Source organism: Pseudoalteromonas sp. APC 3691 (assembly GCF_030408135.1).
In the GTDB taxonomy this organism is placed as follows: domain Bacteria; phylum Pseudomonadota; class Gammaproteobacteria; order Enterobacterales; family Alteromonadaceae; genus Pseudoalteromonas.
This window is the reverse complement of record NZ_JASDCB010000017.1, coordinates 24,839-49,524: the sequence shown is the minus strand read 5'-3', so window position 1 is coordinate 49,524 and position 24,686 is coordinate 24,839. Positions and strand designations below refer to the sequence as shown.

The window sequence follows — 24,686 nt, the reverse complement described above, 5'->3', positions numbered from 1 at the left end:
CCGCTTTTGCGGCTTTTTTATTTTATACAAATGTAATTCAGACAAGCTTCATTAAACTCCCCGTAATATGTTCATACGATTAGTGAGTCTTCTAGTAATTAATCAGTAACAACTACATAAGATTGAGTGAATTTTACACAACAAAAACCTCAATGAGTTACGTATATTGGTTTTCCTATTGATAAATATGAACTTTTATAAGGGTTCACATTTTGCTTTAAGTAAATTAGAAGATACTTACAAAACAAAATCAATATTTACCCTAAACGTAAAAATAAGTCGTGTTTTTATAAAGGAATGAGAATGAAACAACTAACCCAAAACTTGCCTAAATGGCAAAAAAAGTCAGCACCACTACTGGGTCTACTTATTAGTTTTTCGACTTGGGGCAATAGCAACCAAGCGATTGCTGCAACTGTTGATGTAGCAATTCCACAAAGTAGCTTATTTGATGTAATTAGCGCTCGCGCTAAAAAGTTAGCAAGCGAAGAATATGTTGCACCTAAAAACATCGAGCTTGAAGCACTAAATAATATTGATTATCAAGACTACCGTTCAATTCGATTTAAAAAAGACAAAGCGGTGTGGAAAGATGAAGGCCTGTACGAGCTGCAATTATTCCACCCTGGTTTTTTATATAAAACACCTGTAACAATAAATACTGTTGATAGCGACTCTAAACGTAGCCGCTTACCTTTCAGCACCAACTTTTACCAATACGATGGCACTGCTGCACCACTACAAGAAGAAATAGCTAAAAGTGTGGCGGGCACTCAACTAGGCCATGCTGGATTTCGCTTACATTACCCATTAAATACTAACGAGTATAAAGACGAAGTAATGGTATTTCAGGGAGCATCGTATTTTAGAGTCGTTGGCCCTCAACAAGTTTATGGCTTATCAGCAAGAGGCCTTGCCATTGATACTGCAGAAAATTCAGGTGAAGAATTTCCAATGTTCAAAGAGTTTTGGTTAGTTAAACCAAAGGCAGAACAAACACAAATCACCATTTTTGCATTGTTGGATAGTCCATCTATTTCTGGTGCGTACAAATTTAGCGTCGACCCTACAACGAATATGCTAGTTGATGTTGATATGCAGATTTTTGCGCGTAAAGATATTAAAAAACTAGGTGTAGCACCATTAACGAGTATGTTTTATCACGGCGAAAACAGCACCAAATTTTTTGATGACTATCGCCCTGAAGTTCATGACTCGGATGGCTTATTGACTCAGTCTGCTGATAATAAATGGGTATGGCGTCCTCTTAACAACCCATCACAACTCAGCGTTACTTCATTTTCGTACAACAACCCAAAAGGTTTTGGGTTAGCTCAGCGAGATCGAGACTTTAATAACTATCTAGACACAGAAGCACATTACCACGACCGCCCTAGCCTATGGATTGAACCACAAGGTGAGTGGGGAAATGGTCGTGTAGAGCTTGTAGAAATACCAACTGATACAGAAACTAACGACAATATCGTAAGTTACTGGGTACCAGAAAAACCAATGAAGGCCGGAGATTCATTAAAATTAAGCTACAAAATGACGACCTTTAATTCAGTTTTAACTCAGCAGGAGAAAGCACGTGTACTACGTACAAGAATTGGCAGCGCCGCTTTACCAGGTGAGGACAACCCACCACCAAAAAGCCATCGCCAATTTACTGTTGATTTTACTGGATCAGAAATAAATTATCTGTCTGAGCAGTTAAAACTAGATGCCGACATTCAACTTACAACGGGCGAAGTAACCGACGTGAATGTACAAAAACTTCCGGATTCACGAGGATGGCGCGTAGCCTTTAAAATTGCACCACAGGACGATCAACCCGTTGATATGCGTTTATCGTTAAAACTACGTGACAAAGAAATTAGCGAGGTATGGAGCTATGTTTGGTACCCAAATGACATCAAGTAATAAAGGTAGGGGCACTCCAATGCCATTCAAAACACTAAGAGTATGGCTATTTGCCATTGCGGCACTTGGCACATCTGGCTACGGCATATATATTATGTTTGAGATTTTAAGCTCAAACGGTATGACACTACTTGAGTATGCTCTTTTAGTATTATTCTCAATCACATTTGCTTGGATTGTAACGGCTTTTTGTAGTGGCACAATCGGCTTTGTACTACAGTTATTTCGAATTGACCCGCTTACGTTAAAACGTATTAAACCAATTGAGTTCAATAACGAGGCAATTAACGCTCAGAAAACCGCCGTTGTAATGCCTATTTATAACGAAGATACCCACCGTGTTATCGCGGGCTTTGAAGTAAGTCTACAATCGTTAAAAGAAACTGGTCAACTTGATAATTTTGATTTTTATTTATTAAGCGATACACAAGACCCTCAAATAGTTAAAAACGAGCTAAGTGCATGGCATGCATTGTGCGAACGTTTAGGGGATACAGCAAAGCATGTTTTTTATCGTCGTCGCGAAGATAACAAACACCGCAAAGTAGGTAACCTAACCGACTTTTGTGAGCGCTGGGGAAGTAATTACGACCATATGATTGTGCTTGATGCAGATAGCGTAATGACCGGTAAATGTATGTTAGAACTTACTACAAGCATGCTAAACAACCCACAAGCAGGCCTGATCCAAACGATTCCAATACCTGTTCGTCAAGATACCTTTTTTGGTCGTTTTTTACAGTTTGCATCAGTGCTATATAGCCCGATGCTCGCTACTGGCTCAGCATTTTGGCAAACAGATAAAGCCAACTACTGGGGTCATAATGCAATCATTAGAGTTGAAGCATTTATAACGTGCTGTGGCTTGCCAACACTCAAAGGTAACGCACCCTTTGGCGGTGAGATTTTAAGTCATGACTTTGTAGAAGCATCACTACTTCATAGTGCAGGTTGGGATGTACTATTACTATCAGATATTGAAGGCAGCTACGAAGAAGTACCAAGTAATATTCTCGATTATGCTGTACGCGATAGACGCTGGGTACAGGGTAATATTCAGCACTTAGGTTTACTATCGTCATCTAAATTAAAATTAATGAGTAAGCTGCACTTTCTATTAGGTGCAACCGCTTATATTTCATCACTAATTTGGCTCTCAATGCTAGCGCTAAGTACTATTGATGCAGTAACGCGCGCATTAAATAGTGATGTGTACTTTAACCGTGTTTATCAATTATTTCCTACATGGCAAATAGCTAAAACCGATCTTATTGATTCACTCTTGTATTTAACTATTGTTATTTTATTAATGCCTAAATTAATGGGCGTAATAGTCACCCTAATACATAGAAACAAACGCTTTGGTGGTTCAATTAAGCTCATACTAGGTTCAATCATTGAAACCGTATTTGCTATTATTGTTGCGCCATTAATGATGGTATTTCATGCTTACTTTGTGCTTTGCGTATTTTTAGGTAAAAAAGTGAAGTGGGATGCACAACCGCGCGAAGGTCGTATGGTTCCGTGGAAAGAAGCGTTTGGTTATACGTTATTCTCTACTATTGTGGCTATAGCATGGGGTAGCACAGCCTACTACTTCACACCTGTATTCTTTTGGTGGCTATCACCTATATTATTAGGCTTAGTATTAGGTGCTCCAATTATCCGTTATACCAGTAGTATCAAACTCGGCGTACAGCTAAGAAAGTTAGGTATATTTATTTGCCCTAGTGAAGTTGATAACGACTCAACTCTAGAGGCGCTTAAAGTACATCTAAAAGAGATTTCCGTGCCAGAGGAAGGAACTTACCCACAAACAATTCCGGCACTGCCACAAGAGCATATGGTATCAATGCCTATACAATCTTTTAAAAAGCCACGCAGGCTAAAGATGAAAGCGCTAAAAGCTAAGGCTATAAAAAAGTTTAATTAGCGCGTTATAAAATAAAAACAAAAAAGGAGCAATTAATTGCTCCTTTTTTCTATCTAAATTAAAAAATCATGCGCTGCATTTGCCGCTAATATTTTCTATTTTTCTAGCTAACTTATTACAGTACATTTTAGAAATAACTGATTGCGTTTCATCATCAAGTTGCCAGTTATAAAAATGAAAAACCTTACCATTCTCCAGTTCTACTTAAAAATAGTGAAAAGAAAAAACGAGCTAAATGATACAACAGTAATTTCCTCACTATTGATATAACGCTCTGTGCATAGACGTGTATAACAAATCCCTGCTTTGTAACAATATAAATAAATTGCTCTAGTACCTTTTTATTAATTAAAAATATAGGACTAATTAATAAAAAGCAGTTATAAAAAACTATAAAAAATAAAACCAAATTATAGGTAATAAAAAACCCGCAACAAGTGCGGGTTTTTTTAAAGAGTTAAAGTGCTAATTACTTAGCTGCTTTTTTCTCTTTTTCTGCAGCGATTACTGTGTCAGCTACGTTTTGTGGACATGGTGCGTAGTGTGAGAACTCCATAGAGAACTGACCACGACCTGATGTCATTGTACGTAGTGAACCGATGTAACCAAACATTTCTGATAACGGTACGTCTGCTTTAATGCGAACGCCAGTTAAACCAGCTTCTTGGTCGCTTAACATACCACGACGACGGTTAAGGTCACCGATTACGTCACCTACGTGATCTTCTGGCGTGAACACGTCAACTTTCATGATTGGCTCAAGAAGTTGTGCACCCGCTTTAGGGATAGACTGACGGAAAGCGCCTTTAGCAGCGATTTCGAACGCGATTGCTGATGAATCCACTGCGTGGAAGCCACCATCAAAAAGTTCTACTTCAACGTCTAGTACTGGGAAGCCAGCTAGAACACCTTCGCCCATCATTGACTTAAAGCCTTTCTCAACTGCAGGCCAGAATTCTTTAGGTACGTTACCACCAACAACTGATGATTTAAACGTGAAGCCCGAACCAACTTCGCCAGGCTTGATACGGTAATCGATTTTACCGAATTGACCAGAACCACCAGATTGTTTCTTATGCGTGTAGCTATCTTCGATTTCACGAGTGATAGTTTCACGGTAAGCAACCTGTGGTTGACCAACGATAAGGTCTACACCGTAAGTACGCTTAAGGATATCTACTTTGATATCTAAGTGAAGCTCACCCATACCTTTAAGGATAGTTTCACCTGAATCTTCATCAGTTTCAACTTGGAAAGATGGATCTTCTGCAACCATTTTACCGATAGCAACACCCATTTTCTCATTACCGCCTTTATCTTTAGGGTGTACAGCAATCGAGATTACTGGAGTTGGGAATACCATTGGCTCAAGTGTTACTGGGTGCTTAGGATCACAAAGAGTGTGACCAGTTTGAACGTTCTTCATACCAACGATAGCGATGATATCGCCCGCTTGCGCTGAATTAAGCTCTTTACGCTCATCTGCTTGCATCTCAACCATACGGCCAACACGCTCAGTTTTACCAGTAAATGCATTAAGGATAGTGTCACCCTTGTTAAGCTTACCAGAGTAAATACGTACGAATGTTAATGCACCAAAACGGTCATCCATGATCTTAAATGCTAACGCTTTGAAAGGTTCGTCAGCAGATACGATTGCATGCTCGCCGTTTTCGTTACCTTCTTCATCCATAAGAGGTTGAGGATCAACTTCTGTAGGGGCAGGTAGGTAATCTACTACTGCGTCAAGTACAAGTTGCATACCTTTGTTTTTGAATGCAGAACCACAGAATGTAGGGAAGAACGCAAGGTCACGAGTACCTTTACGGATACAACGCTTGATGTCTTCGATTGAAGGGATTTCACCTTCCATGTACGCTTCCATTAGGTCATCGTCTTGCTCTACAGCAGTTTCGATAAGCATTTCATGGTATTCATCAGTTTTCTCTACCATGTCTGCAGGAACGTCTTCAATAGTGTAGTTTTCTGGAAGACCTGTCTCATCCCAGATGTATGCTTTTTTGTTTAAAACATCAACAACACCACAGAACTCATCTTCGATACCGATTGGTAAAGTCATGATAAGTGGAGTAGCACCAAGTACTTTTTGTACTTGCGCTGTTACACGGTAAAAATCAGCACCCATACGGTCTAATTTATTTACGAAAATAATACGTGCAACACCTGACTCATTCGCGTAGCGCCAGTTAGTTTCTGATTGTGGCTCAACACCACCAGAACCACAGAATACACCCACACCGCCATCTAATACTTTAAGTGAACGGTAAACTTCAACGGTGAAGTCAACGTGTCCAGGAGTATCGATAACGTTAAAACGGTGATCTTTCCAGAAACAGCTTACTGCCGCAGACTGGATAGTAATACCGCGCTCAGCTTCTTGCTCCATGAAATCGGTAGTCGATTCACCATCATGTGTCTCACCGCTTTTGTGGATAGTGCCTGTAAGCTTTAGGATACGCTCAGTAGTTGTGGTTTTACCCGCATCAACGTGCGCGAAAATACCAATGTTTCTGTACTTCGATAAATCTGCCATTAATTTTACTCTTAATAAAGTCGATAAATTATTCGGCGGGAGTATAGCATTACTTAAAGCGAACATCACCATAGAAGTCGCTTAAAATGCAATCAATTCAACATATTTTTTTTATCGTCAGAATCTATTAAATATCAAACATAACAAAAAAAACGCAAGACATTGAAATTAATTACGTTTAATACTTAAGTTTCAGATACACCAAGTTACTTCGCTATTTTATAGCAACGTTCAGGACGGCCAATACTGCCATAACTTTGATCCGCTGTTAACTTACCTGATTCAAGCAAATACTCTAAGTAACGGCGTGCTGTAGAGCGACTCACACCGACCAAATCGCCCATTTGCTGAGCAGTAAATACAGTGGTTGCGTGCTTTATATAAGCATAGTGTATTTTGCAAAGTAAAATGTGTGCCGAGCAAGAAGACAAACAGCAAAGCCATTTTTAGAGATAATTAAATACCTTTATGCTTTCATTGTATTTATAACCCATGCCTATAAATAATAAGCTAAATTGAGCTGAACTTATTCATTATCATAATTATAGATATAAATATGTCGATGGATTCTATTAACATCTCATTGTCAAAAAAGCCTAAATTTGGTACATTATTCCTTCAATAGTATTTATAAAAACAACTATAAGACCCCACAATGAAATGGAACTTCCTTCGACTCAGTGCTTGGCTAATTGCACTTACCTTATTACTTTTATCTCATAGTATTTTTGCGCAGCAATATAAAATAGATAAACCAGCTAATTGGGTTAATACACATATTATTGAGCAACCCAAGCATTCCGACATAACCAAGGTACGTGACGGCACACTTTATTTGTTACTCGATAACCAATCCTATATACCGAGCAAACAAAAACAGCAACGCTATACGCGTTTGGTTATGCAGGCTTTAAATCAAAGTGGTGTTGATTATATAAGCCAGCTTAATCTTGATTTTGATCCAAGTTACGAGTCGCTCACACTAAATAGCTTAACGATTATCAGAAATAATGAGCGTATTGATAAGCTTGGTAGCGCGAGAATGACGGTTATACAAGGGGAATCTGAATTAGCTGCTCGTATTTATAATGGTAGCTTATCACTCAATATTATTATTGATGATATGCGCAGTGGCGACATACTCGATTACAGCTACACAGTGACAGGTAGCAACCCTATATATGCTAATAAATTTAGTACAAGGCGCACGCTTAACTGGTCGGTACCTGTAGTGCAACAAAATATGCGTGTACTTTGGGGTAAACAAACGCCTTTACATATTAATACAATAAACGGCACAGCAGATATTCAAGAAACGCTTAACAAATATGGCAAAGATTATTCTATAACTCTTTTTGAAGAACCTTTACTGGAGCAAAATTCTCAAACCCCAACGTGGTACGACCCGTATACACAAGTTTACTTTTCTGAGTTTGACGATTGGGGTCAGGTAGTTAACTGGGCATATCCGCTTTATCAATCAGCCATAGAAACCCCAAACAGCATTTTGGATGTAGCTGAAGAAATAAAAGCAAAACACACAAAAACATCAGACAAAATTGCAGCAGCACTGCGCTTTAGCCAAGACGAAGTTAGATATTTAGGGCTTGAAATGGGCACTAACTCGCATCAACCAACGTCAGCTTCAGAAACGCTTTCGCTACGATACGGCGATTGTAAAGATAAAACAGTACTGCTTATTTCGTTATTAAAAGCGATGGATATAGAGGCCTTCCCTGCGCTAGTTGATACAGAGGAAACCAAACGTTTAAAAGAACTTCCACCTTCTGCAAGTGTATTTAATCACGTAATTGTTACGCTTAAACAAAACGGAAAACGCTACTGGCTCGATCCTACGGTTAGCTACCAACGAGGTACTCTCGAATATTTAGCACAGCCTGATTATGGCTATGCCCTAATTATTGATAAAGGTGAAACCGCTTTAACTTCAATGGCGCAAAAGCCTGTACATACAAATGTATCTGTAGAGGATAACTTTTTTATTGCTGAAAAAGTATCTGAGCCATCACGTTTTAAAACCCAGTACACTTATGCTGAATTTGAAGCAATTAACCGAAGAAGTAATATAGCCAGCAGTGGTCTAAATAGCGTTGCTAAATCTTACTTCGAGTATTACCAAAGTTTTTTAAATGGCTTATCAATCAATGAAGCAATGACTATTAGTGAACAAGAACAAACGGGTAAACTAATAACCAAAGAATCGTATTTAATTAGTGAATTTTGGGATAAAACAGACGAAGGCTACGAAGCTAGTTTTTATGCGAGTGAAATACAAAATAGCGTTTACGAACCAAAGCAGGTAAATCGCACCGACCCACTTTACTTTGACTACCCCAATATAATTAACACCACAATAAAACTACATTTTGCAGAAAAAGGTTGGGGATTTGATAGCGATCAACAAGAAATTGATAACGACTACTTCAATCTAAAAACAACTACTGAATTTAATGATAACGTTTTAACACTGAGTTATGACTATTACGCAAAACAAGATCATATTAAAGCGGATCAAATAGATGATTATTTAGCACAGCGTAAAAAGTTAATATCAGCAACTCATTACCCTATTCTAAAATATGCAAAGGCGAGCGAAACGCCTCAAACAACAGCTGATGTGCTAGATAGCTTTGGTTATAACTGGCTTAAATATGTGTTGGCTGGCTATATTTTAGTACTCATATTCTTTTTCGCCGATTGGCGATTAGAGTCAGCAAAAAAAGTTAAATTTGAAGATAGTCCATTTTATGCAGTATCTGTAAGTAAGTTTATTATTTACAGTATTTTAAGTTTAGGCATATTTGTTAACTACTGGAGTTATCGTAACTTTAAAGCCATTAAAGAACGCGATAACTCAAGTATTATGCCTATTGCTCGAGGTATATTTGCGTTTTTATGGTATTACCCTTTGTATCTCGCACTTGCAGAGCACAGCCAACAACAGTTGAACAAAAATAGAGTAATGCCTAACTGGACTGCCTTAACACTCTGGCTAATGGTACTTGCCAGCGCCTTTGCTTATCGAATGGACGAATACGCAACCATAGTGATTTGTATAATGCCTTTTTTATGGTTGCCTCTAGTTAGTTACATTGAACAAACCGATACAAGTAAAGAAGCCCTACATTACAACTCGTACTGGCGAATTAGACAGTATTTAATCTCGCTTGCGTTTGCACCTCTATTATTTTTAGGCGTACTTCAAGAAGTAAATATTTTACCCAATGCCGCAATTATCAAAGGCGATAGTTTATGGCCTTACCAAGTACACTTTTTAAAACGTAATCGCCTAACACCTGAAAACGAAGAAATACTTTATTTTTATAGCGATGCAGTATTTGATTACCGAGAAGACGGTAACGGAATAACCGAAAACTATATTTTTAGTTACTACAAAAACGATGACGGTAAGCTTGAATCGGATCTTAGTCACTTTAAAGATATAGAAAAAATAGAAGCCTCGTACGGTAAAACCAAGCTTGATAACACAAGTATAAAAGTAATAAAAACTAACGGTAGTGACTTCTTACTCATTGTAGGGCGTCTAAACAAGCAGGATAAAGTACTAGTGGAGCAGATTAATTTACGTATAACAGCAAATAAAGTGCGTTAGTGGCTTAAAATATCCAGTTAAGTACGAATATTTTTAGCCATAAATTAAAGGCTGTTGATCTTTAGGGGCTAAGGTTTTACAAGCAATGCTTTTATAATAAAAATCCATATCAAATTATTTAATAAGTATTAAGCATCTATTTTTTATTCTTAATTGTTCAACCAAAGTAAGTATTTTTATTAAATGTCAGTGCTAACTAGCCGATTTATATATGAATAAAAAACAAACCCACCAATAATAAGAATTATTTGCATTTAGATGTTGACAGATAGTTAGATCTAACTGATAATCAATATCAACAAGACGGATTGCATACCACTTGTTAAGGAATGAATTGATTTGTTTCTCGACCCTGAAACAACGTGTGGCGCACGTAAACAGCTATGGTTACTTGTTATGAACGCAACGCCCCTTGATGTTGATGATGAGTAACCGCCCTACTATTTTACTTGCTACATTGCTCATATCGGTGACGGTAGATATGAAACTAAAAAAGCCCTTACGGGCTTTTTTTATGTCTGTAATTTAGTTGGTTAAATTAAACTAATTAACGACGATTTTTACGTGCTCGTGCCCGGCGTTGAAGCTTTTCTTCTTCTTTAGCTGCTTTTTTAGCTTCTGCAGCGGCGCGTAAACCAGCAACCATTACTTCTTCTTCCTCACGCATTTGCGGAGTTTCCATCGTAATACGGCCAATAATACCATCGCGCAATTCGTTGATTAGTATTTCAGACATTTTGTATGTGTCTATTTGATTACCACCACGGATACAGCCGCGTTTTTTACCCGCCATTTCAACAAATTCCCAATCACTTTCAGGCAGTTCGGCAATTTTATAACGCGCTTTTAAAAGCTCAGGGTAAGCACGCAATAAGTACTCAGCGGTGTAACTTGCTACTTCTTCATACTCAAGCGCAGTATCACGAATAGCACCGGTAGCGCCTAAGCGATAACCTGAGTTTTCGTTTTCTACTTTTGGCCACAACATACCTGGCGTATCGTAAAGCATAATACCGTCTTCAAGCTTAATGCGTTGTTGCGCTTTAGTAACAGCAGGCTCATTACCTGTTTTTGCAACTATACGTCCAGCCAATACATTAATTAACGTAGATTTACCCACGTTAGGAATACCCATTATCATGGCTTTAATTTGCTTATCGGCGCCCACTTTATGCGGCACTAGCTTTTTACAAAGCTCATTAATACGGTGTACTTCAGCTGCTTTATCATGTCCAAAAGAAATCGCTTTAACACCGTTTTCTTGCTCAAAATAATCTTTCCAAATTTGAGTCATTTTAGGATCAGCTAAATCAGCCTTATTTAAAATTTTGATGACTGGCTTGCCTTCACGCAAGGTTGCCACCATCGGGTTTTCACTACTGTAGGGAATGCGCGCATCAAGCACTTCAATGATCACATCCATTTGTGGCATTATTTCTTTAATTTCATTGCGGGCTTTATTCATATGCCCAGGGAACCACTGGATAGCCATTTTTAACTCCTAACGTATAATTAACCGCTATTTTAACTGGCAATTCATTTAATTGCGCTATACTGACGCAAATTTTTTCAGATTAGTTGTTATGGCTCTTAAATCCACCATTATGAAAGTGCAGTTATCGCTTAGCGATATGGACCGCCACGTTTATCAAGATTTTAATTTAACCTTGGCTCAACACCCATCAGAGACCGATCAACGGTTGATGATTCGCTTACTCGCTTTTGCTCTAAATAGCTGTGATGGTTTAGAATTTACTAAAGGATTAAGCGCTGATGATGAGCCTGAACTTTGGCATGTTAGCTATAGTGAAGAGATAGAGCTCTGGGTTGAGCTTGGCTTACCAGATGAAAAACGCCTTAAAAAAGCCTGTAATAAATCTAAAAAAGTAGTGCTATATACTTATGGTGAAAACAATCAAGCAATTTGGTGGCAAAAACATCAACCTAAATTGTATGAATTTAAAAATCTAAGTATTTTTAGCCTTGATTACGCAGCAACACAAGCACTTGCTGCTTTGGTTGATCGTGGAATTAAGCTCGCCATTACCATTCAAGATGGTGAAGTATGGGTAAATACCGATACAACCAATATTGAAATAAAACCGCTACAGTTAATGTAATTACGGTAGTTATACCAATTGCATTAAATTAGTTATCTATTATAGCGACAAATAAATAAGTCGATAACAAGGCGAAAATTATGACATATAGTTGTTCTATCTAAATAATTTTTAACGCAGGTAGCGGATTATTTAATACGCTAGGATGATCATGTTTTTAATAAAATTGGTATTAGGGAGCATATGAAAGTTAAACACGTTATTGTTTTACATGGCTTGTATATGTCTGGCTTTGTTATGCGCCCACTTTGTTCACGACTTGAAGAGTCGGGTATGACGGTATTAAACATTACCTATAATACGCTCGACCCTCACCGCGATACCATATTTGCACAAATTGATGAGTGTATTTCTAACGAACCTGCAGCGCTTGTATGCCACTCAATGGGAGGGCTGATTGCACGTGCTTACCTAGAGGCAAACTCTCCTGCTAGCCAGAATATTACGAAGGTAATTACACTGGGTACTCCACATAAAGGCAGCCATATAGCGCAAAAAATGAAGCAAAAAGGGTTTGAATCATTTTTAAAAAATAGTGTTGAATTTTTGCTTACTAAAAATGGTAATTGGCCTTTTAAAGCTAAGCTTTATAGTATCGCAGGGGATTTACCTATTGGGCTTATGCCTTTAATAGTCAAAGGTAGCCAGTCAGATGGCACTGTATTACTAGATGAAACCAAACTTAAAGGTATGGCCGAACATAAAGTGTTTCATTTAAGCCATACCAGTATGATTTACTCGCGCCAAGTACTCGATTACATTTTGAAGTGCTTAAACGAGAAAGATTAACCCTCAGCATTGGCTGCTATTTTATAACTAATTAAAAATATCACAGCCAGTATCAGCGGAATGGGCGCCGCAATGTAACCAAAAAAATCTGAGTTCGCAAAGCTTGCTCCTGCTAAGTGCGCGACTAGCCCAAGCACAAATGCGATGACTGCAATTCCTACCACGATTAACTCTGCTTTATTTTGTTTCGCTGTTTTTGCATGCATGTTATCTCTCCTAATTATTTCGACAACATTATTATGCGCCGTTAGGGTGGATGATTTTTGACCTACATCAATAAAAAAATAGCTAAGTTATTACCTTGAATAAAGTTTGTTTTAGATCATGATTTATATACTTCTGGGTTTTATTTATTTTTGAGGGGTAGTATTTTTATTAATCAGTCCCATTTCTATTAATAGTCTAAAGTGAATACAGGTATCAAAAACAGCTAATAGGTTAAAACTATTAACTAGATACATTTAAACGATTTTACTAATTTATCGAAATTAGTAATACTTATCACAAGTTCACAAACAAACGGTTATTCAGGAGCAAGTTATGTCACATGTAAACGCAATTGGTCTAAACAGCGCAAAAAGCGAAGACATCATAAAGTCACTCAATACATTATTGAGTAGCTACCAGATTCAATACATGAATGCGCGTGGTTTTCACTGGAATATTAAAGGCCGTAACTTTTTTGAACTACACGTTAAGTTTGAAGAAATTTATAACTTGCTACTTCTAAAAGTAGATGAAGTTGCAGAACGTATTTTAACGTTAGATGGCGCACCACTACATGCATTTTCTGATTACCTTGAAGTAAGTAAAATTAAAGAAGCTAAAGGTATTAGTGATGGTGTTACAGCCGTAGAAAACCTACTTGCTGGTTACAGTACATTAATTCACATGCAGCGTGATATTTTAAGCCAAGCTGGTGATGCAAACGATGAAGGTACAGCCTCACTAATGAGCGATTACATTTCAGAGCAAGAGAAACTGGTTTGGATGCTAAAGGCTTACTTAGACTAAACCAGCAAAAAAAAGCCCTCAATGAAGAGGGCCACAAATAGGGATAAATCGTTAAATAATCAAGCGATTCGGTTACTATATTAGCCTCCTCCCAATACTAAACAACGCCCCTGTTACCAGTGGCGTTGTTTTGGGTTTAAGTGGGTGTAATGCTCATATATTGGGATAAACAATGTATAAGCATTACTACTACATTATTTTCCAATAAAAAAGCCCCAGCAATACTGAGGCTTTGTGAACGTTACGAATTAAGTAACTATATTAGTGTCGTTATTGTTGGTTAGAATTTACTTCTAAAACCTATGTAGAATGATTGACCAATTGGGTCATACGTACCTGCATCTGTTTCAGTACCAGTACTTGAACCGCTCACACCCGATAAAATGCGTGGTGGCTCTTTATCAAATAAGTTACTCGCACCAGCGTAAAGCTCTGTTGAATCGCTGATATGGTAACTTGCTTGAACATCATGATATGTCACTGAACCAATCCCTACTCCACCTGGAGCAATACCAAAACCACTTAAGAATTGATCATCAAAGTCTGCAGCGCCAATGTAAGTTAAGCTCCAGTTAAAATCAAAGTCGTTAAGTTTATAACCAAAGTTCCAGTTAGCTTTATGCTCTGATGCACCAATTTCTCCAGCAAACTCATCTTTATCAGCGCCTGGAAGTGGAATGCTATAACCATCGATTAGGTAAGTATAAGCAAGGCGAGTTCTAAACGCACCAGGACCAATATCAGCAGAGTACGTTAGTGTTAAATCAACACCTTCTGTACCTAAACCACCACTGTTAGATACACCACTGTCAATAAACTCTAGTGAACCAGCACTATTATTACCTGATGGCGCACTACGACGAGTTACAAAGTCACAAAAGCTTGTATCGCCGCCGCCATAACATTGGTCAAGAATAAACTGACGAGGTGTTGATACTATTGCATCTGTAATTTCGATATCAAAGTAATCAAGCGTAATGTCTAGTCCTGAAATTAGGTTTTCTGGTGTAAATACTAAACCTACTGTTACAGAGTCACCAACTTCTTCTTTTAAATCTTGGTTGCCACGGTTAAAGCCACTAATACCTTGTAAGTCAGACTGGTTAAGCGTGAACTCACCATTTGTAGCGATATTAGTTGTAACACCACCATCTGTACGACAAGCATCACCAGCAGCACCACCGCCACTATTAGTAACACCTAAACATGGATCGTTTAAACCACTTGGGAACGTTTGTGAAGGCGGAGAAAATAGTTCATCGATATTTGGAGCACGCGTTGAACGAGCACGAGTAGCACGTAAACGTAAGCTATCCATTACTTCCCAATCAACACCCACATTCCAACTTTCGGTGTTACCGACTGTTGAATAATCAGATAAACGAACTGCTGCATTCATCGTTACAGTATCAAGTACTGGGATGTTTGCTTCTACATAGTACTCTGTTACGTCAAACGAGCCTTCTGTTGCTGGGATTGCATTACCTGCATTAAGACCGGCTTGCTGTAGTGCATCAAATTCACTGCGTGAAAATTCTTCGCGGTATTCAAAACCAGCAGCAATGCCTACAACACCCGCTGGTAGTTCAAATAAATCACCTGAGATATTACCACCAATGATTTCTTGCTCAACTGACGTTGAAAGAGAGCTAGGTGCACTTACAAAATCAATAGCACCTTGTGATAACGAATTAAAACCATAAATGTCTACAGGCGCACAGTTAAAGCCGCGAGCTGTCGCATCGATACAGATAGCCTCGTCAGTAATACCATCACCATCTAAATCTTGGCTATCAATAACAGCTTCTAAACCTTGACGGAAGCTTTGCACGTTGACTAAACCACCAGAAACTTGCTGCTCTTTTGTTTTACCATATACGTAGTAAGTATCGTAAAACCAACCATCTGCTATTTCACCTTGAAAACCAAGCGCTAAACGGAATGTATCACGCTCTGCTCGTGCTCCACGGTTACCAATGTCACTCAAACGTTTTGCAAAAAAGATATCACGCATACCATCACCATCGGTGTCGGTTGCTGCGTTATATATATCATCAGGTACAAATGCGTTACGCAATATTTCACCGTTTACATTAAATTCAATTGGTACTTGGCCATTTGCATAAATATCATCAGAAGCAAAAGGGAACGGCTCTAATTCAGAAACAGTTGTTGTTGCAGCGTAAGTGCCTTCATAAAAAAAGCTATGCTTGTCGCTTAGCTCGTAGCTACCATTTGAGGCAAATAAGTAACGTTCTGTAGGTATCGCTATCGTACGTACGCCACTTCGGTTAAAACCATTTGCAGCTACGCCATCGCCACCGTTAGTACTAAACGAGTTTTGTAGGGTGTTTGCATCATTAAACGTAAATGTTTCATCCCCAGCGCTAAAGCGACCCTGTGGCGGAAATGAAGATAAAAATGGGCTTACAGCATCAAATACAGAACCTGGGTTTGCTACTGGATCATCTTCAAAGAAGATACCTGAAAATTGGTCTACTGCCGAGCGGTCACGGTCACGTGAAAAAACAGCACCTTGATCAGAATACCCAAGATGGAACATCGCGTGCCCTTTCCCATCTGAGCTTGATAAGCCTGAGGTAAAGTTAAATTGGCGTGATTCATCATCGCCTTCGCTTGATTCACCATATTGGCCTTCGAATTCAATACCTTCAAAATCATCTTTTAGTACAAAGTTAACTACACCAGCAACAGCGTCAGAACCATAAACAGATGAAGCACCACCTGTCATAATTTCAACACGTTCGATGAATTGACTCGGAATAGTATTTAAATCGACAGCAGAGCTACCTGGTACACCTGATACATAACGACGACCATTCACTAAAACCAATGTGCGGTTAGAGCCTAAATTACGTAAATCAACAGTAGCAACACCCGCACTTGCGGTATTAAAGTTTGAGTTAGTTCGGCTAATAGCTGGTGTACCAAATGCAGGGTTCTCTAATAATAAGTCTTGAATATTTAACGACCCTGATGCATCAATAGCAGCACTATCTACAACTTGAATAGGAGCAGATGACATTGCCTCAGCTGAACGAATTCGAGAACCTGTAACTTGTACGCATTCTATTTTAGTTATTTCGTCATCTTCTGCTGCAACACCTTGAAATGAAAAGCTTGCAAGTATCGCGCTGCTTAGCGCAACTGTTAACGACGATTTTTTAAATAATCGCGCGCTACCTTTGTTAGTTAATGTCATATAATTCCCCTGAATTGTTATTTTTGTAACTAAATGGTTACTTCGCGGATTACAGTAAGGGGATTTATTTAAACACTCTACGGGCATTATTTATGAGGCGTAGTCTTTGGTACGAATAGCTGGTTTTATGGGATGAATTAGTACGTCACAATTATTTTATAAATATATTGTACTTTTCATAACAGTTTTTCCGCTAAGCACGGTCTTTATTATTATATACAGCAAGAGATATAAAATAATGATCGCTTCTTTTCATGCATTAACTTTTGTTAGTAACACTAAGTTTGCAACATTTTTAACAAAGCGCGTGCAAGATCACCGGCACTTTGAATCTCAATCTTTTCTTCAAACAAATAGATTAGATCAAATAGATACAGATCAATACAATGTACCGTTTTACGAACTAACCAACCTAGCTGACCCTATGCAAATAGTGCATTTAACAGAGCTTGCTAAAAAGCTGAAGTTAGTCATTATTGCCCAATCGGGACATTTTGCGAGTTTTGCCTTTGAAGTTGGCGCTGTTGATTTTTTAATATTAGATTCAACTGCATCACGTATTGATAAGTGCTTTGATAAGCTGATTCACCTTTGCCCGATTGCAAGTGCGGCCGAACGCAAATACCAGCAAAGCACACAAGCTGAAAAGCCATCATCACACATTGTGGTTAAAGATGTCGGTAAGGTAAGGCTAATTGATATCAATGATATTATTTGGATAAATGGCGCGGGCAACTATGTAGAGCTGCATTTTACCCAAGGTAATACGCCGGTACTACATCGCGAAACCATGAAAAATATTGAACAACAACTAGAACCAGAAGGGTTTGTTCGCATTCATCGCTCAACGCTGGTAAGAAGACAAGCTATTTGCGAACTGATGCCTACTGACAGTGGCGATTATAGAGTAAGGCTGAAAAACGATATGTGTTTAAACCTTTCACGGCGCTATAAAGGTTGTTTAGAGAGTATTATAAGCCCTCTTCAATAGCGGTTTATAATACTCATGTTAGTTACCAGTTCTGTTTTATATAACTGTCATTTGGGTGCACTAATAAATAGCTGTCGGTATCTTTATAAAAATTAACTTCTACATCGCTATTTTTCCATACTTTTTCAAACATATTTTTAGCTATGATATTAATGTTTATATAATCAACTCGTTGATAGCCTCGTTCTTTTACACCGGCAAAATAGGCCTCTAATGAATCGAGGCCATCCAAAGTTAACAGCTCAAACTCTTTTAAATTAACAACCACAAACTTAATCGTATTTTCAGGGTGAGTGCTCAACTCCTGAACAACTCCATTAGTTAACAGCGTAATGCCTTCATTATTAAAGCTCCCTTTCAATTCTAAATACATCTGAGGGGGCTGTGAACAAATTTGAAATTCACCATGTGCACCAAACATATATCGCCTTACATATATCAACTTCTATATATAGGATAATACAATTTTCCGATTTTGCAGTTAATTTAATAAAGCAATAAAAAAGGCCATTTCGAGTGCTTTTTCCTCTAAACTTTTAAAGCGACCTGATGCACCACCGTGCCCTGCATCCATATCCGTTTTAAATACTAAAATATTACTATCAGTCTTAAGTTCACGCATTTTTGCAACCCACTTCATAGGCTCCCAATACTGCACTTGTGAGTCATGAAGACCGGTAGTAACGAGTATGTTCGGATAGTTTTGGGCGCGAATATTGTCATACGGCGAGTAAGCTTCAATTACATCATAAAACTGAGGCTCATTTGGATTACCCCATTCATCATATTCATTTGTTGTGAGCGGAATACTTTCATCAAGCATCGTGGTTAATACGTCTAAAAATGGTACATGACAGCCAACACCGCAATATAACTCTGGTGCTTGGTTTACAACCGCCCCCATTAATAAACCACCAGCACTGCCGCCTGAGGCAAACACCTTGCTGCTATCACAATAGCCTTGTGCAACAAGCGCTTTTGTCACATCAATAAAGTCACTAAAGCTATTTTGTTTATGCTCTTTTTTACCTTGTTCGTACCACTCGCGACCTAGCATTTCAGAGCCTCGAACATGTGCTATTACATAAACAAAACCACGATCGAGCAAGCTCAGTGATGAGCTTGAAAAACTTGGATCAATCGTATAGCCATACGCACCATAACCGTATTGAAATAACGGATTTGAGCCCTCTTTTTTAAAGCTGTCTTTTCGATAAACAACTGATACGGGTACTTTCACTCCGTCGCGAGCAGTTACCATTAATCGCTCAGACTGATAGTCATCGGCATTAAAACTACCGAGTACTTTTTGCTGTTTAAGTAGTGTTTTTTCGCCAGTTGCTAAACCAACATCATATAAAGAACCTGGTGTTGTTAAACTTGAGTAATAAATACGCACAGTGCGTGTGTCTGGCTCTGGGTTCATTGCTATTGCAGCATAATAACAAGGATCGGCAAACTCAAGTGCCATACGATCCCCTTGCCTATTAACAACTACAAATCGAGCTTGCCCTTGCTCGCGTTCACTCAATACTAAAAAGTCATTAAATAACTCTACACCTTCAAGCAGTACATTCTCTCTGTGAGCTGTATGCTCAACCCATTGTGCTTTATCTGCAATTGTTTCGTTTGTTGCCGTCATTAATCTAAAGTTTTTAGCTTGCCAGTTAGTCACAATATAAAATGTGTCACCTAGCTTATCTACGTCAAACTCGTGGCCATCTTCACGCGGCATTAATGCTTTAAATTCGCCAGTGGGCTTATTAGCATCAAGCACCCATGTATCATTGGTCTCTGTCGATGCTAAATCAATAATAATTAAGCTTTCATCGCGGCTTTTACCAAGTCCCATAAAAAAGCTGCTGTCTTGCTCTTCGTAGACCATTACGTCTTGGCTTTGCTCGCTGCCAAGCTCATGCCTAAATACTTGGTATCCTAATAGCGTTTTTAAATCTTTTTTTACATAAAAAACAGTTTTATTGTCGTTAGCCCAAACAACTTGTCCTTCTGTATTTTCAAGTACATCAGGTAGCATTTCACCGGTCGCTAAGCTTTTAAAGCGAACATTATAAATACGACGACCTTCAGTATCTTCAGAGTAAGCCATAAGCTGCTCGCATGGGCTTAGTGCGACTTCGCCCAGCTCAAAAAACTCAAATCCTTCAGCTAATACATTAACATCGAGTAAAAGCTCTTTATTATCGGCCTTTATGCTCGTACTTCTATAGTGACGCGAGTATTCATCATCACCACGAACTTCTGAGTGATACCAGTATTTCCCGTCTTTAACGGGTACCGAATTATCATCTTTTACAATGCGTGCTTTTAACTCTTCAAAAAGTGTATTTTGTAGTGGCTTCATAGCAGCTAACTGCTCATCGCAGTACGCATTTTCAGCATGTAAATGCGCAAGTACTTGCTCATCCTGGCGATCGTCATCACGCATCCAATAGTAATTATCGGTACGTATCTTATTATGAGTACTTAATGTATGGGCTTGCTGTTTAGCAATCGGGAAATTAGGTAATAAACTTAAAGAGTAGACAGGACGAGACACAACAAAACCAATTAAAAAAATAATGTGATTTGCAGTTTATCATAAAAATAAAAAAGCCCATCCAATAGTTGGATGGGCTAAAACGGTAAACGCTTCATTACTAAAACCGCTATACCTTTGGGAAGATAATTTAAGCTTTATATTTGCTGCCAAGCCATAGCCCAGCTTTGCCCTACACCGGGTTCGAACATAGACTTATTATCGTCATTCGTGCGGCAAAACTCATTAAATGGCCAAGGCCTGCATTGATATACATGCCCAGTTTTTGGCTGCAATACCTTTGTACCCGCATTATAGTTTTCACAATTTTCAGGGTACACGTAATCATAAGTATCAAGGTTCTTAACAACACGCTCATCGCATTTTGCAATACAATGAAAGTCGACGTGTGCTTTACATATACCACTGCTTTGCAAAGCAAAAATTTCATTATTTCTATAGGCTACAATTAAACCCTGTTCGGTCATTTTACCTGCGCTAACAAGAGGTACATGCACATTAATATGCTCGGCAACTAAACGTGGCCATGCGTGAGGCTCACCTTGCTCAAGCGAGGTGATCTTGTAATCAAATGATAAACTAACCAGCTCTCCTTGCATGTCGTAAAAGGTTACACTCACCACATCACCAATAAATAATTGGGTATGATGATTTAAGCAACCTATTATTGACCACTTTCCACAGGCCAACGACGTATGCATAAACACGGCAACACCTTAAGAGTTACAAAATCTTATCCATAGACTATGGATACACAAAAAATACACTGAGGGCAAGTGATACATAACAACACGTTATGCAGTAGTCCCGCTACCATAGCTTTTAAAAAGCCTTAGACCGGAAACTTTGCGTCCTAACCTTTCGGCTAGTTTGCCAGCAATGCAGCGATTATAATTCGACCCCGCATAACAATCAAACAAAAGAATGTAACCCAAAAAAAAACCAACCCTTTAAGATTGGTTTAATGTGTTTTTAACTAAACAAATAAGTTAAAGGCTCTTTCGCCCACGTAAATACCAGCAACACCAATAAAGATATAAATATTAACCACGCAGGCCAAGACGCTTTAGTTACTTTAGCCTCAGAGTCATCCGCTTTTAACTCTTTTGAGCCTGTGATCATCGCCTTAACTAGCGGTTTGCCTTTTATTCTATAAATGATAATAGCCAATACGTGCAAGCCAATAGCATAAAGTAAAATGTCAAAATTCAGCTCATGTAGCCAATTGGCAAAATCAATCGTATCGCTAGACACATATTGAGCAAGCGGCCCGTCAGTTAAAATACCATCACTGCTCATTAAGCCACTTACAAGTTGCGTTATGATCAATATAAAAAAAACTATCACCATACAGCTGCCGGGTGCTGAATGGCCTAACGAGTCGCTTGGTGTTTTTAGCGCCTTTAAGATAGCACGAGGAGAGTGCAGTAACCCACTTAATCTCGCGGTTTTACTACCAATAACACCCCATATTAAACGTGTTACTATAAGTGCTAAAGTAAAAAAACCAGCGACAAAGTGAAGCTCAATCATGCCCTCTTCAATACTAAAATAAAGCACCGCAATACTTACAACCAAAAACCAATGAAAGCATCTAATAAACCCATCCCACACTTTTAACGTCGTCATTGCGCCTATCCTTAAAAAAACAGTATTATCTAATTCGTTAACTACTTTAACATCATAATATTAAGGTATCCTTATGAGCCATTCTACAAGCCGTGAGAGTAAATATCATGCAACCAGTTAAAAAAGCTATTTTAAAAGGCTTTTTAGATATGCTACCACTGTGTTTAGCGGTTATTCCTTGGGGTATTTTATGTGGCTCTTTAGCGATTCAAAATGGCTTTAGTGCATTAGAAACCCAAGCAATGTCGTTATTAGTATTTGCAGGCTCTGCACAGCTTGTTGCAATTGAACTTATAGCGGGCAACACACCATTGCTTACAATTTTATTCACAACATTTATTATTAGCTCTCGACATTTTTTATACGGTTTAGCCGTGCGTCATAAGGTCATTGATCAGCCTATGCGTTGGCGCTTACCAGTAAGCTTTGTTTTAACCGACGAGCTGTTTGCATTTTCTCACCATAGAAAAGCGTATAGAACAAAAACACGTTTAATATACGCATTGAGCGCTGGTTTTAGCTTTTATATTGCATGGAATATTTGGACGTTTATTGGCATTGTAGCAGGCACGATGCTGCCCGACTTAACTAATTTAGGGCTCGACTTTGCCATTGCTGCCACGTTTATAGCGTTAGTTATTCCGGGCATTAAAAATTTGGCCTCACTCGTTACGGTAATTGTAGCAGGCATTAGTGCAACGCTTTTAAAAAGCACAGGATTTGAGTTATGGCTTGTTTGCTCAGCGCTGCTGGCAATGGCAGCAGGTTACAGCACAGCAAGGCTAACCACTAAAAAGGAAGTAACGCTATGATGACGACTATTTTACTCATGGCGTGCATTACATTTTTTACGCGTTATTTATTTTTGCACCGTGCTTTACCGTTTAAAGTAGGCCCTAAAATGCAGCAATTTTTAAGCTTTAGCGCACCTGCGGTGCTTACAGCAATTTGGGTGCCTATCGTGTTTTTGAATGAAGATGGCATTAACTTAGACTGGCAAAACCCTTATTTAAGCGCAGCGATAGTCGCCATCATTGTTGCCTATAAAACACATAATATTTATTACACAACGCTTGCCGGTATGGGGCTATTTCTGATTTTAAATTAGAGCGCTCTTTATACTTTATGAAATACTGTACTCAGGTTAAAATACCGATAACAATAATAAAAAAGACGCCAATATGCACAAATTCCATCAATTAAGCGCAACAAGCTTGCAGGGTCAACCTATTAACTTTAGTGATTTTGAAGGTAAGGTTGTGCTTATTGTTAATACCGCAAGTAAATGTGGATTTACCTATCAATACGAGTCTCTGCAAGCTTTGCACAATAAGTATGCCAGCCAAGGTTTAGTTATTCTGGGGTTTCCGTGCAATCAATTTGGTAAACAAGAACCCGGCAACGCAACACAAATAGAGCAAGGATGTTTAATTAACTACGGGGTTAGTTTTTTAATGGCGGCCAAAGTAGATGTAAATGGTAAGCATGCACACCCGGTATTTCGCCACTTAAAATCAGCCTTACCTGGTTTTTTAACACGTAAAATAAAATGGAATTTTACTAAATTTTTAATTGCCGCAGATGGTACACCAATTAAACGCTATGCACCTTTTACTAAGCCCGAAAAGCTAGAGCTTACAATTCAAAAAGCATTAGCACAGGCTAAAAGTACCCTTTAAAAAGTAATAAAGAGGCGCAAGGCCTCTTTATTGCCAATACTATTGAAACTTAAACATACACATTACCGCACATTTAAACTCTCAATATTAATTGGTATTTTATTTATACTAGTGAAATTTAATCGGTGTAATCGCTTAAATCGTCTTCGCCTAGATTTTTACGCAAGCGTTTTTGCTCAAGGTAGTCTTCCAACTTCTTCTTAACCTTTTGCTTGTTCTTATCGTGTTGATTACGTCCGAGCATTTCGTACTCGTCTTCAACAAAATCGTCATCTAGCGCATCGTAACTAAATGTCTTACCCACAACCCACTCCATAAAGTGTTTGAGACCAACCAAGGATTTTATTATCGCAATAGTCGGTAAAATTAAAAATGTTTAATGCCAAAGTGCTCTGCAAATTAACATCAAAATAAAGCCACGTGACTACTGTAAATAGTCTTCATGTCAGTAATGTGAATAAATAGCGCTAAATTTGAATTGAGGAAAGTGAGAGTTTTTTATCGTATCGATAAATAAAATTTATTAATTTTTATTAGTTAGCCAATTTGACTAAAAAATAGTTATTTATTAATTATTTTAACTTGCTAAAAAATAAAGAAAATCACTTAATCAATTGTTTTTTATAGAAAAACAAAACTG

The 24,686-nt window shown here is 38.3% G+C and carries 19 protein-coding genes, 1 pseudogene and 1 riboswitch; of the genes and pseudogenes, 10 read left to right on the top strand and 10 right to left on the bottom strand.

Going from position 1 to position 24,686, the window contains the following annotated elements; genetic code table 11:
- Positions 1 to 303 precede the first annotated feature (303 nt).
- The gene (locus QL998_RS07825) at positions 304 to 1,923 is read left to right on the top strand and encodes a glucan biosynthesis protein G (RefSeq protein ID WP_290192484.1); all 1,620 of its coding nucleotides are present in this window, start codon (positions 304 to 306) and stop codon (positions 1,921 to 1,923) included.
- Entirely contained in the window at positions 1,895 to 3,856 is a 1,962-nt protein-coding gene (gene mdoH, locus QL998_RS07820) for a glucans biosynthesis glucosyltransferase MdoH (protein ID WP_290192483.1), read from the top strand. The genes QL998_RS07825 and mdoH overlap by 29 nt, the downstream gene beginning before the upstream one ends.
- 469 nt (positions 3,857 to 4,325) lie before the next feature.
- Here the strand turns inward: mdoH and fusA are convergent, their stop codons facing one another.
- Positions 4,326 to 6,410 (bottom strand): elongation factor G, encoded by a 2,085-nt coding sequence (gene fusA / locus QL998_RS07815; protein WP_182196287.1) that lies wholly within the window; start codon positions 6,408 to 6,410, stop codon positions 4,326 to 4,328.
- Between the two features lie 206 nt (positions 6,411 to 6,616).
- Positions 6,617 to 6,808 (bottom strand): annotated as a pseudogene (locus QL998_RS07810) (HTH domain-containing protein); the annotation flags it as partial.
- A gap of 257 nt (positions 6,809 to 7,065) precedes the next feature.
- Here QL998_RS07810 and QL998_RS07805 point away from each other — a divergent pair.
- Positions 7,066 to 10,044: a DUF3857 domain-containing transglutaminase family protein gene (locus QL998_RS07805; RefSeq protein WP_290192482.1), complete on the top strand. Its 2,979-nt coding sequence runs from the start codon at positions 7,066 to 7,068 to the stop codon at positions 10,042 to 10,044.
- Between the two features lie 547 nt (positions 10,045 to 10,591).
- On the opposite strand, the gene ylqF is transcribed toward QL998_RS07805, so the two are convergent.
- Positions 10,592 to 11,536 (bottom strand): ribosome biogenesis GTPase YlqF, encoded by a 945-nt coding sequence (gene ylqF / locus QL998_RS07800; RefSeq protein ID WP_024599696.1) that lies wholly within the window; start codon positions 11,534 to 11,536, stop codon positions 10,592 to 10,594.
- A gap of 91 nt (positions 11,537 to 11,627) precedes the next feature.
- On the opposite strand from ylqF, the gene QL998_RS07795 reads away from it, so the two are divergent.
- Positions 11,628 to 12,164, top strand: a complete 537-nt coding sequence (locus tag QL998_RS07795; protein ID WP_024593828.1) for a YaeQ family protein — start codon at positions 11,628 to 11,630, stop codon at positions 12,162 to 12,164.
- A 183-nt stretch (positions 12,165 to 12,347) separates the two neighbouring features.
- A complete protein-coding gene (locus QL998_RS07790) occupies positions 12,348 to 12,953 on the top strand; it encodes an alpha/beta fold hydrolase (protein WP_004334986.1) in 606 nt (201 codons plus the stop codon).
- Here QL998_RS07790 and QL998_RS07785 read toward each other — a convergent pair.
- A complete protein-coding gene (locus QL998_RS07785) occupies positions 12,950 to 13,159 on the bottom strand; it encodes a hypothetical protein (protein WP_182196295.1) in 210 nt (69 codons plus the stop codon). The two genes, QL998_RS07790 and QL998_RS07785, sit on opposite strands and share 4 nt — an antisense overlap.
- 334 nt (positions 13,160 to 13,493) lie before the next feature.
- Here QL998_RS07785 and QL998_RS07780 point away from each other — a divergent pair, with 334 nt between their 5' ends.
- Complete coding sequence (locus tag QL998_RS07780) at positions 13,494 to 13,967, top strand: Dps family protein (protein ID WP_182196297.1); 474 nt, start codon at positions 13,494 to 13,496, stop codon at positions 13,965 to 13,967.
- Between the two features lie 280 nt (positions 13,968 to 14,247).
- On the opposite strand, the gene QL998_RS07775 is transcribed toward QL998_RS07780, so the two are convergent.
- The gene (locus tag QL998_RS07775; RefSeq protein ID WP_290192481.1) at positions 14,248 to 17,190 is read right to left on the bottom strand and encodes a TonB-dependent receptor; all 2,943 of its coding nucleotides are present in this window, start codon (positions 17,188 to 17,190) and stop codon (positions 14,248 to 14,250) included.
- A gap of 238 nt (positions 17,191 to 17,428) precedes the next feature.
- Between QL998_RS07775 and QL998_RS07770 the strand changes: the two genes are divergently transcribed.
- The gene (locus QL998_RS07770) at positions 17,429 to 18,181 is read left to right on the top strand and encodes a LytTR family DNA-binding domain-containing protein (RefSeq protein ID WP_290192480.1); all 753 of its coding nucleotides are present in this window, start codon (positions 17,429 to 17,431) and stop codon (positions 18,179 to 18,181) included.
- Between the two features lie 22 nt (positions 18,182 to 18,203).
- Here the strand turns inward: QL998_RS07770 and QL998_RS07765 are convergent, their stop codons facing one another.
- From QL998_RS07765 to QL998_RS07750, 4 genes are all read right to left on the bottom strand, one after another.
- On the bottom strand, positions 18,204 to 18,602 hold the full coding sequence (locus QL998_RS07765) for a hypothetical protein (RefSeq protein WP_182196302.1): 399 nt from the start codon (positions 18,600 to 18,602) through the stop codon (positions 18,204 to 18,206).
- A 60-nt stretch (positions 18,603 to 18,662) separates the two neighbouring features.
- Entirely contained in the window at positions 18,663 to 20,738 is a 2,076-nt protein-coding gene (locus QL998_RS07760) for a S9 family peptidase (RefSeq protein WP_290192479.1), read from the bottom strand.
- 137 nt (positions 20,739 to 20,875) lie between these two features.
- Positions 20,876 to 21,439 carry a chitin-binding protein gene (locus QL998_RS07755; protein ID WP_290192478.1) on the bottom strand — a complete coding sequence of 188 codons (564 nt, stop codon included), beginning with the start codon at positions 21,437 to 21,439 and terminating at the stop codon, positions 20,876 to 20,878.
- Between the two features lie 96 nt (positions 21,440 to 21,535).
- Positions 21,536 to 21,623, bottom strand: a riboswitch (cyclic di-GMP riboswitch).
- Positions 21,624 to 21,710: 87 nt separating this feature from the next.
- A complete protein-coding gene (locus QL998_RS07750; RefSeq protein ID WP_290192477.1) occupies positions 21,711 to 22,367 on the bottom strand; it encodes a cytochrome b/b6 domain-containing protein in 657 nt (218 codons plus the stop codon).
- A gap of 107 nt (positions 22,368 to 22,474) precedes the next feature.
- On the opposite strand from QL998_RS07750, the gene QL998_RS07745 reads away from it, so the two are divergent.
- The 3 genes from QL998_RS07745 (at position 22,475) to QL998_RS07735 (ending at position 24,046) form a co-directional block, all read left to right on the top strand.
- On the top strand, positions 22,475 to 23,179 hold the full coding sequence (locus tag QL998_RS07745) for an AzlC family ABC transporter permease (protein ID WP_290192476.1): 705 nt from the start codon (positions 22,475 to 22,477) through the stop codon (positions 23,177 to 23,179).
- Positions 23,176 to 23,475: an AzlD domain-containing protein gene (locus QL998_RS07740; RefSeq protein ID WP_024597147.1), complete on the top strand. Its 300-nt coding sequence runs from the start codon at positions 23,176 to 23,178 to the stop codon at positions 23,473 to 23,475. Before QL998_RS07745 ends, QL998_RS07740 begins: the two co-directional genes overlap by 4 nt.
- 73 nt (positions 23,476 to 23,548) lie before the next feature.
- Positions 23,549 to 24,046: a glutathione peroxidase gene (locus QL998_RS07735; RefSeq protein WP_290192475.1), complete on the top strand. Its 498-nt coding sequence runs from the start codon at positions 23,549 to 23,551 to the stop codon at positions 24,044 to 24,046.
- A 118-nt stretch (positions 24,047 to 24,164) separates the two neighbouring features.
- On the opposite strand, the gene QL998_RS07730 is transcribed toward QL998_RS07735, so the two are convergent.
- A complete protein-coding gene (locus tag QL998_RS07730) occupies positions 24,165 to 24,350 on the bottom strand; it encodes a PA3496 family putative envelope integrity protein (protein ID WP_007579801.1) in 186 nt (61 codons plus the stop codon).
- Between the last annotated feature and the right edge of the window lie 336 nt (positions 24,351 to 24,686).

What these genes read in the sequence shown, in the direction of transcription:
- QL998_RS07750 (WP_290192477.1), bottom strand. Translation starts at nt 22,367, where the DNA reads ATGACGACGTTAAAAGTGTGGGATGGGTTTATTAGATGCTTTCATTGG.
- QL998_RS07755 (WP_290192478.1), bottom strand. Translation starts at nt 21,439, where the DNA reads ATGCATACGTCGTTGGCCTGTGGAAAGTGGTCAATAATAGGTTGCTTA.
- fusA (WP_182196287.1), bottom strand. Translation starts at nt 6,410, where the DNA reads ATGGCAGATTTATCGAAGTACAGAAACATTGGTATTTTCGCGCACGTT.
- QL998_RS07805 (WP_290192482.1), top strand. Translation starts at nt 7,066, where the DNA reads ATGAAATGGAACTTCCTTCGACTCAGTGCTTGGCTAATTGCACTTACC.
- QL998_RS07740 (WP_024597147.1), top strand. Translation starts at nt 23,176, where the DNA reads ATGATGACGACTATTTTACTCATGGCGTGCATTACATTTTTTACGCGT.
- QL998_RS07765 (WP_182196302.1), bottom strand. Translation starts at nt 18,602, where the DNA reads ATGTTTGGTGCACATGGTGAATTTCAAATTTGTTCACAGCCCCCTCAG.
- QL998_RS07790 (WP_004334986.1), top strand. Translation starts at nt 12,348, where the DNA reads ATGAAAGTTAAACACGTTATTGTTTTACATGGCTTGTATATGTCTGGC.
- QL998_RS07775 (WP_290192481.1), bottom strand. Translation starts at nt 17,190, where the DNA reads ATGACATTAACTAACAAAGGTAGCGCGCGATTATTTAAAAAATCGTCG.
- ylqF (WP_024599696.1), bottom strand. Translation starts at nt 11,536, where the DNA reads ATGGCTATCCAGTGGTTCCCTGGGCATATGAATAAAGCCCGCAATGAA.
- QL998_RS07735 (WP_290192475.1), top strand. Translation starts at nt 23,549, where the DNA reads ATGCACAAATTCCATCAATTAAGCGCAACAAGCTTGCAGGGTCAACCT.
- QL998_RS07795 (WP_024593828.1), top strand. Translation starts at nt 11,628, where the DNA reads ATGGCTCTTAAATCCACCATTATGAAAGTGCAGTTATCGCTTAGCGAT.
- mdoH (WP_290192483.1), top strand. Translation starts at nt 1,895, where the DNA reads ATGTTTGGTACCCAAATGACATCAAGTAATAAAGGTAGGGGCACTCCA.
- QL998_RS07825 (WP_290192484.1), top strand. Translation starts at nt 304, where the DNA reads ATGAAACAACTAACCCAAAACTTGCCTAAATGGCAAAAAAAGTCAGCA.
- QL998_RS07785 (WP_182196295.1), bottom strand. Translation starts at nt 13,159, where the DNA reads ATGCATGCAAAAACAGCGAAACAAAATAAAGCAGAGTTAATCGTGGTA.
- QL998_RS07780 (WP_182196297.1), top strand. Translation starts at nt 13,494, where the DNA reads ATGTCACATGTAAACGCAATTGGTCTAAACAGCGCAAAAAGCGAAGAC.
- QL998_RS07770 (WP_290192480.1), top strand. Translation starts at nt 17,429, where the DNA reads ATGATCGCTTCTTTTCATGCATTAACTTTTGTTAGTAACACTAAGTTT.
- QL998_RS07745 (WP_290192476.1), top strand. Translation starts at nt 22,475, where the DNA reads ATGCAACCAGTTAAAAAAGCTATTTTAAAAGGCTTTTTAGATATGCTA.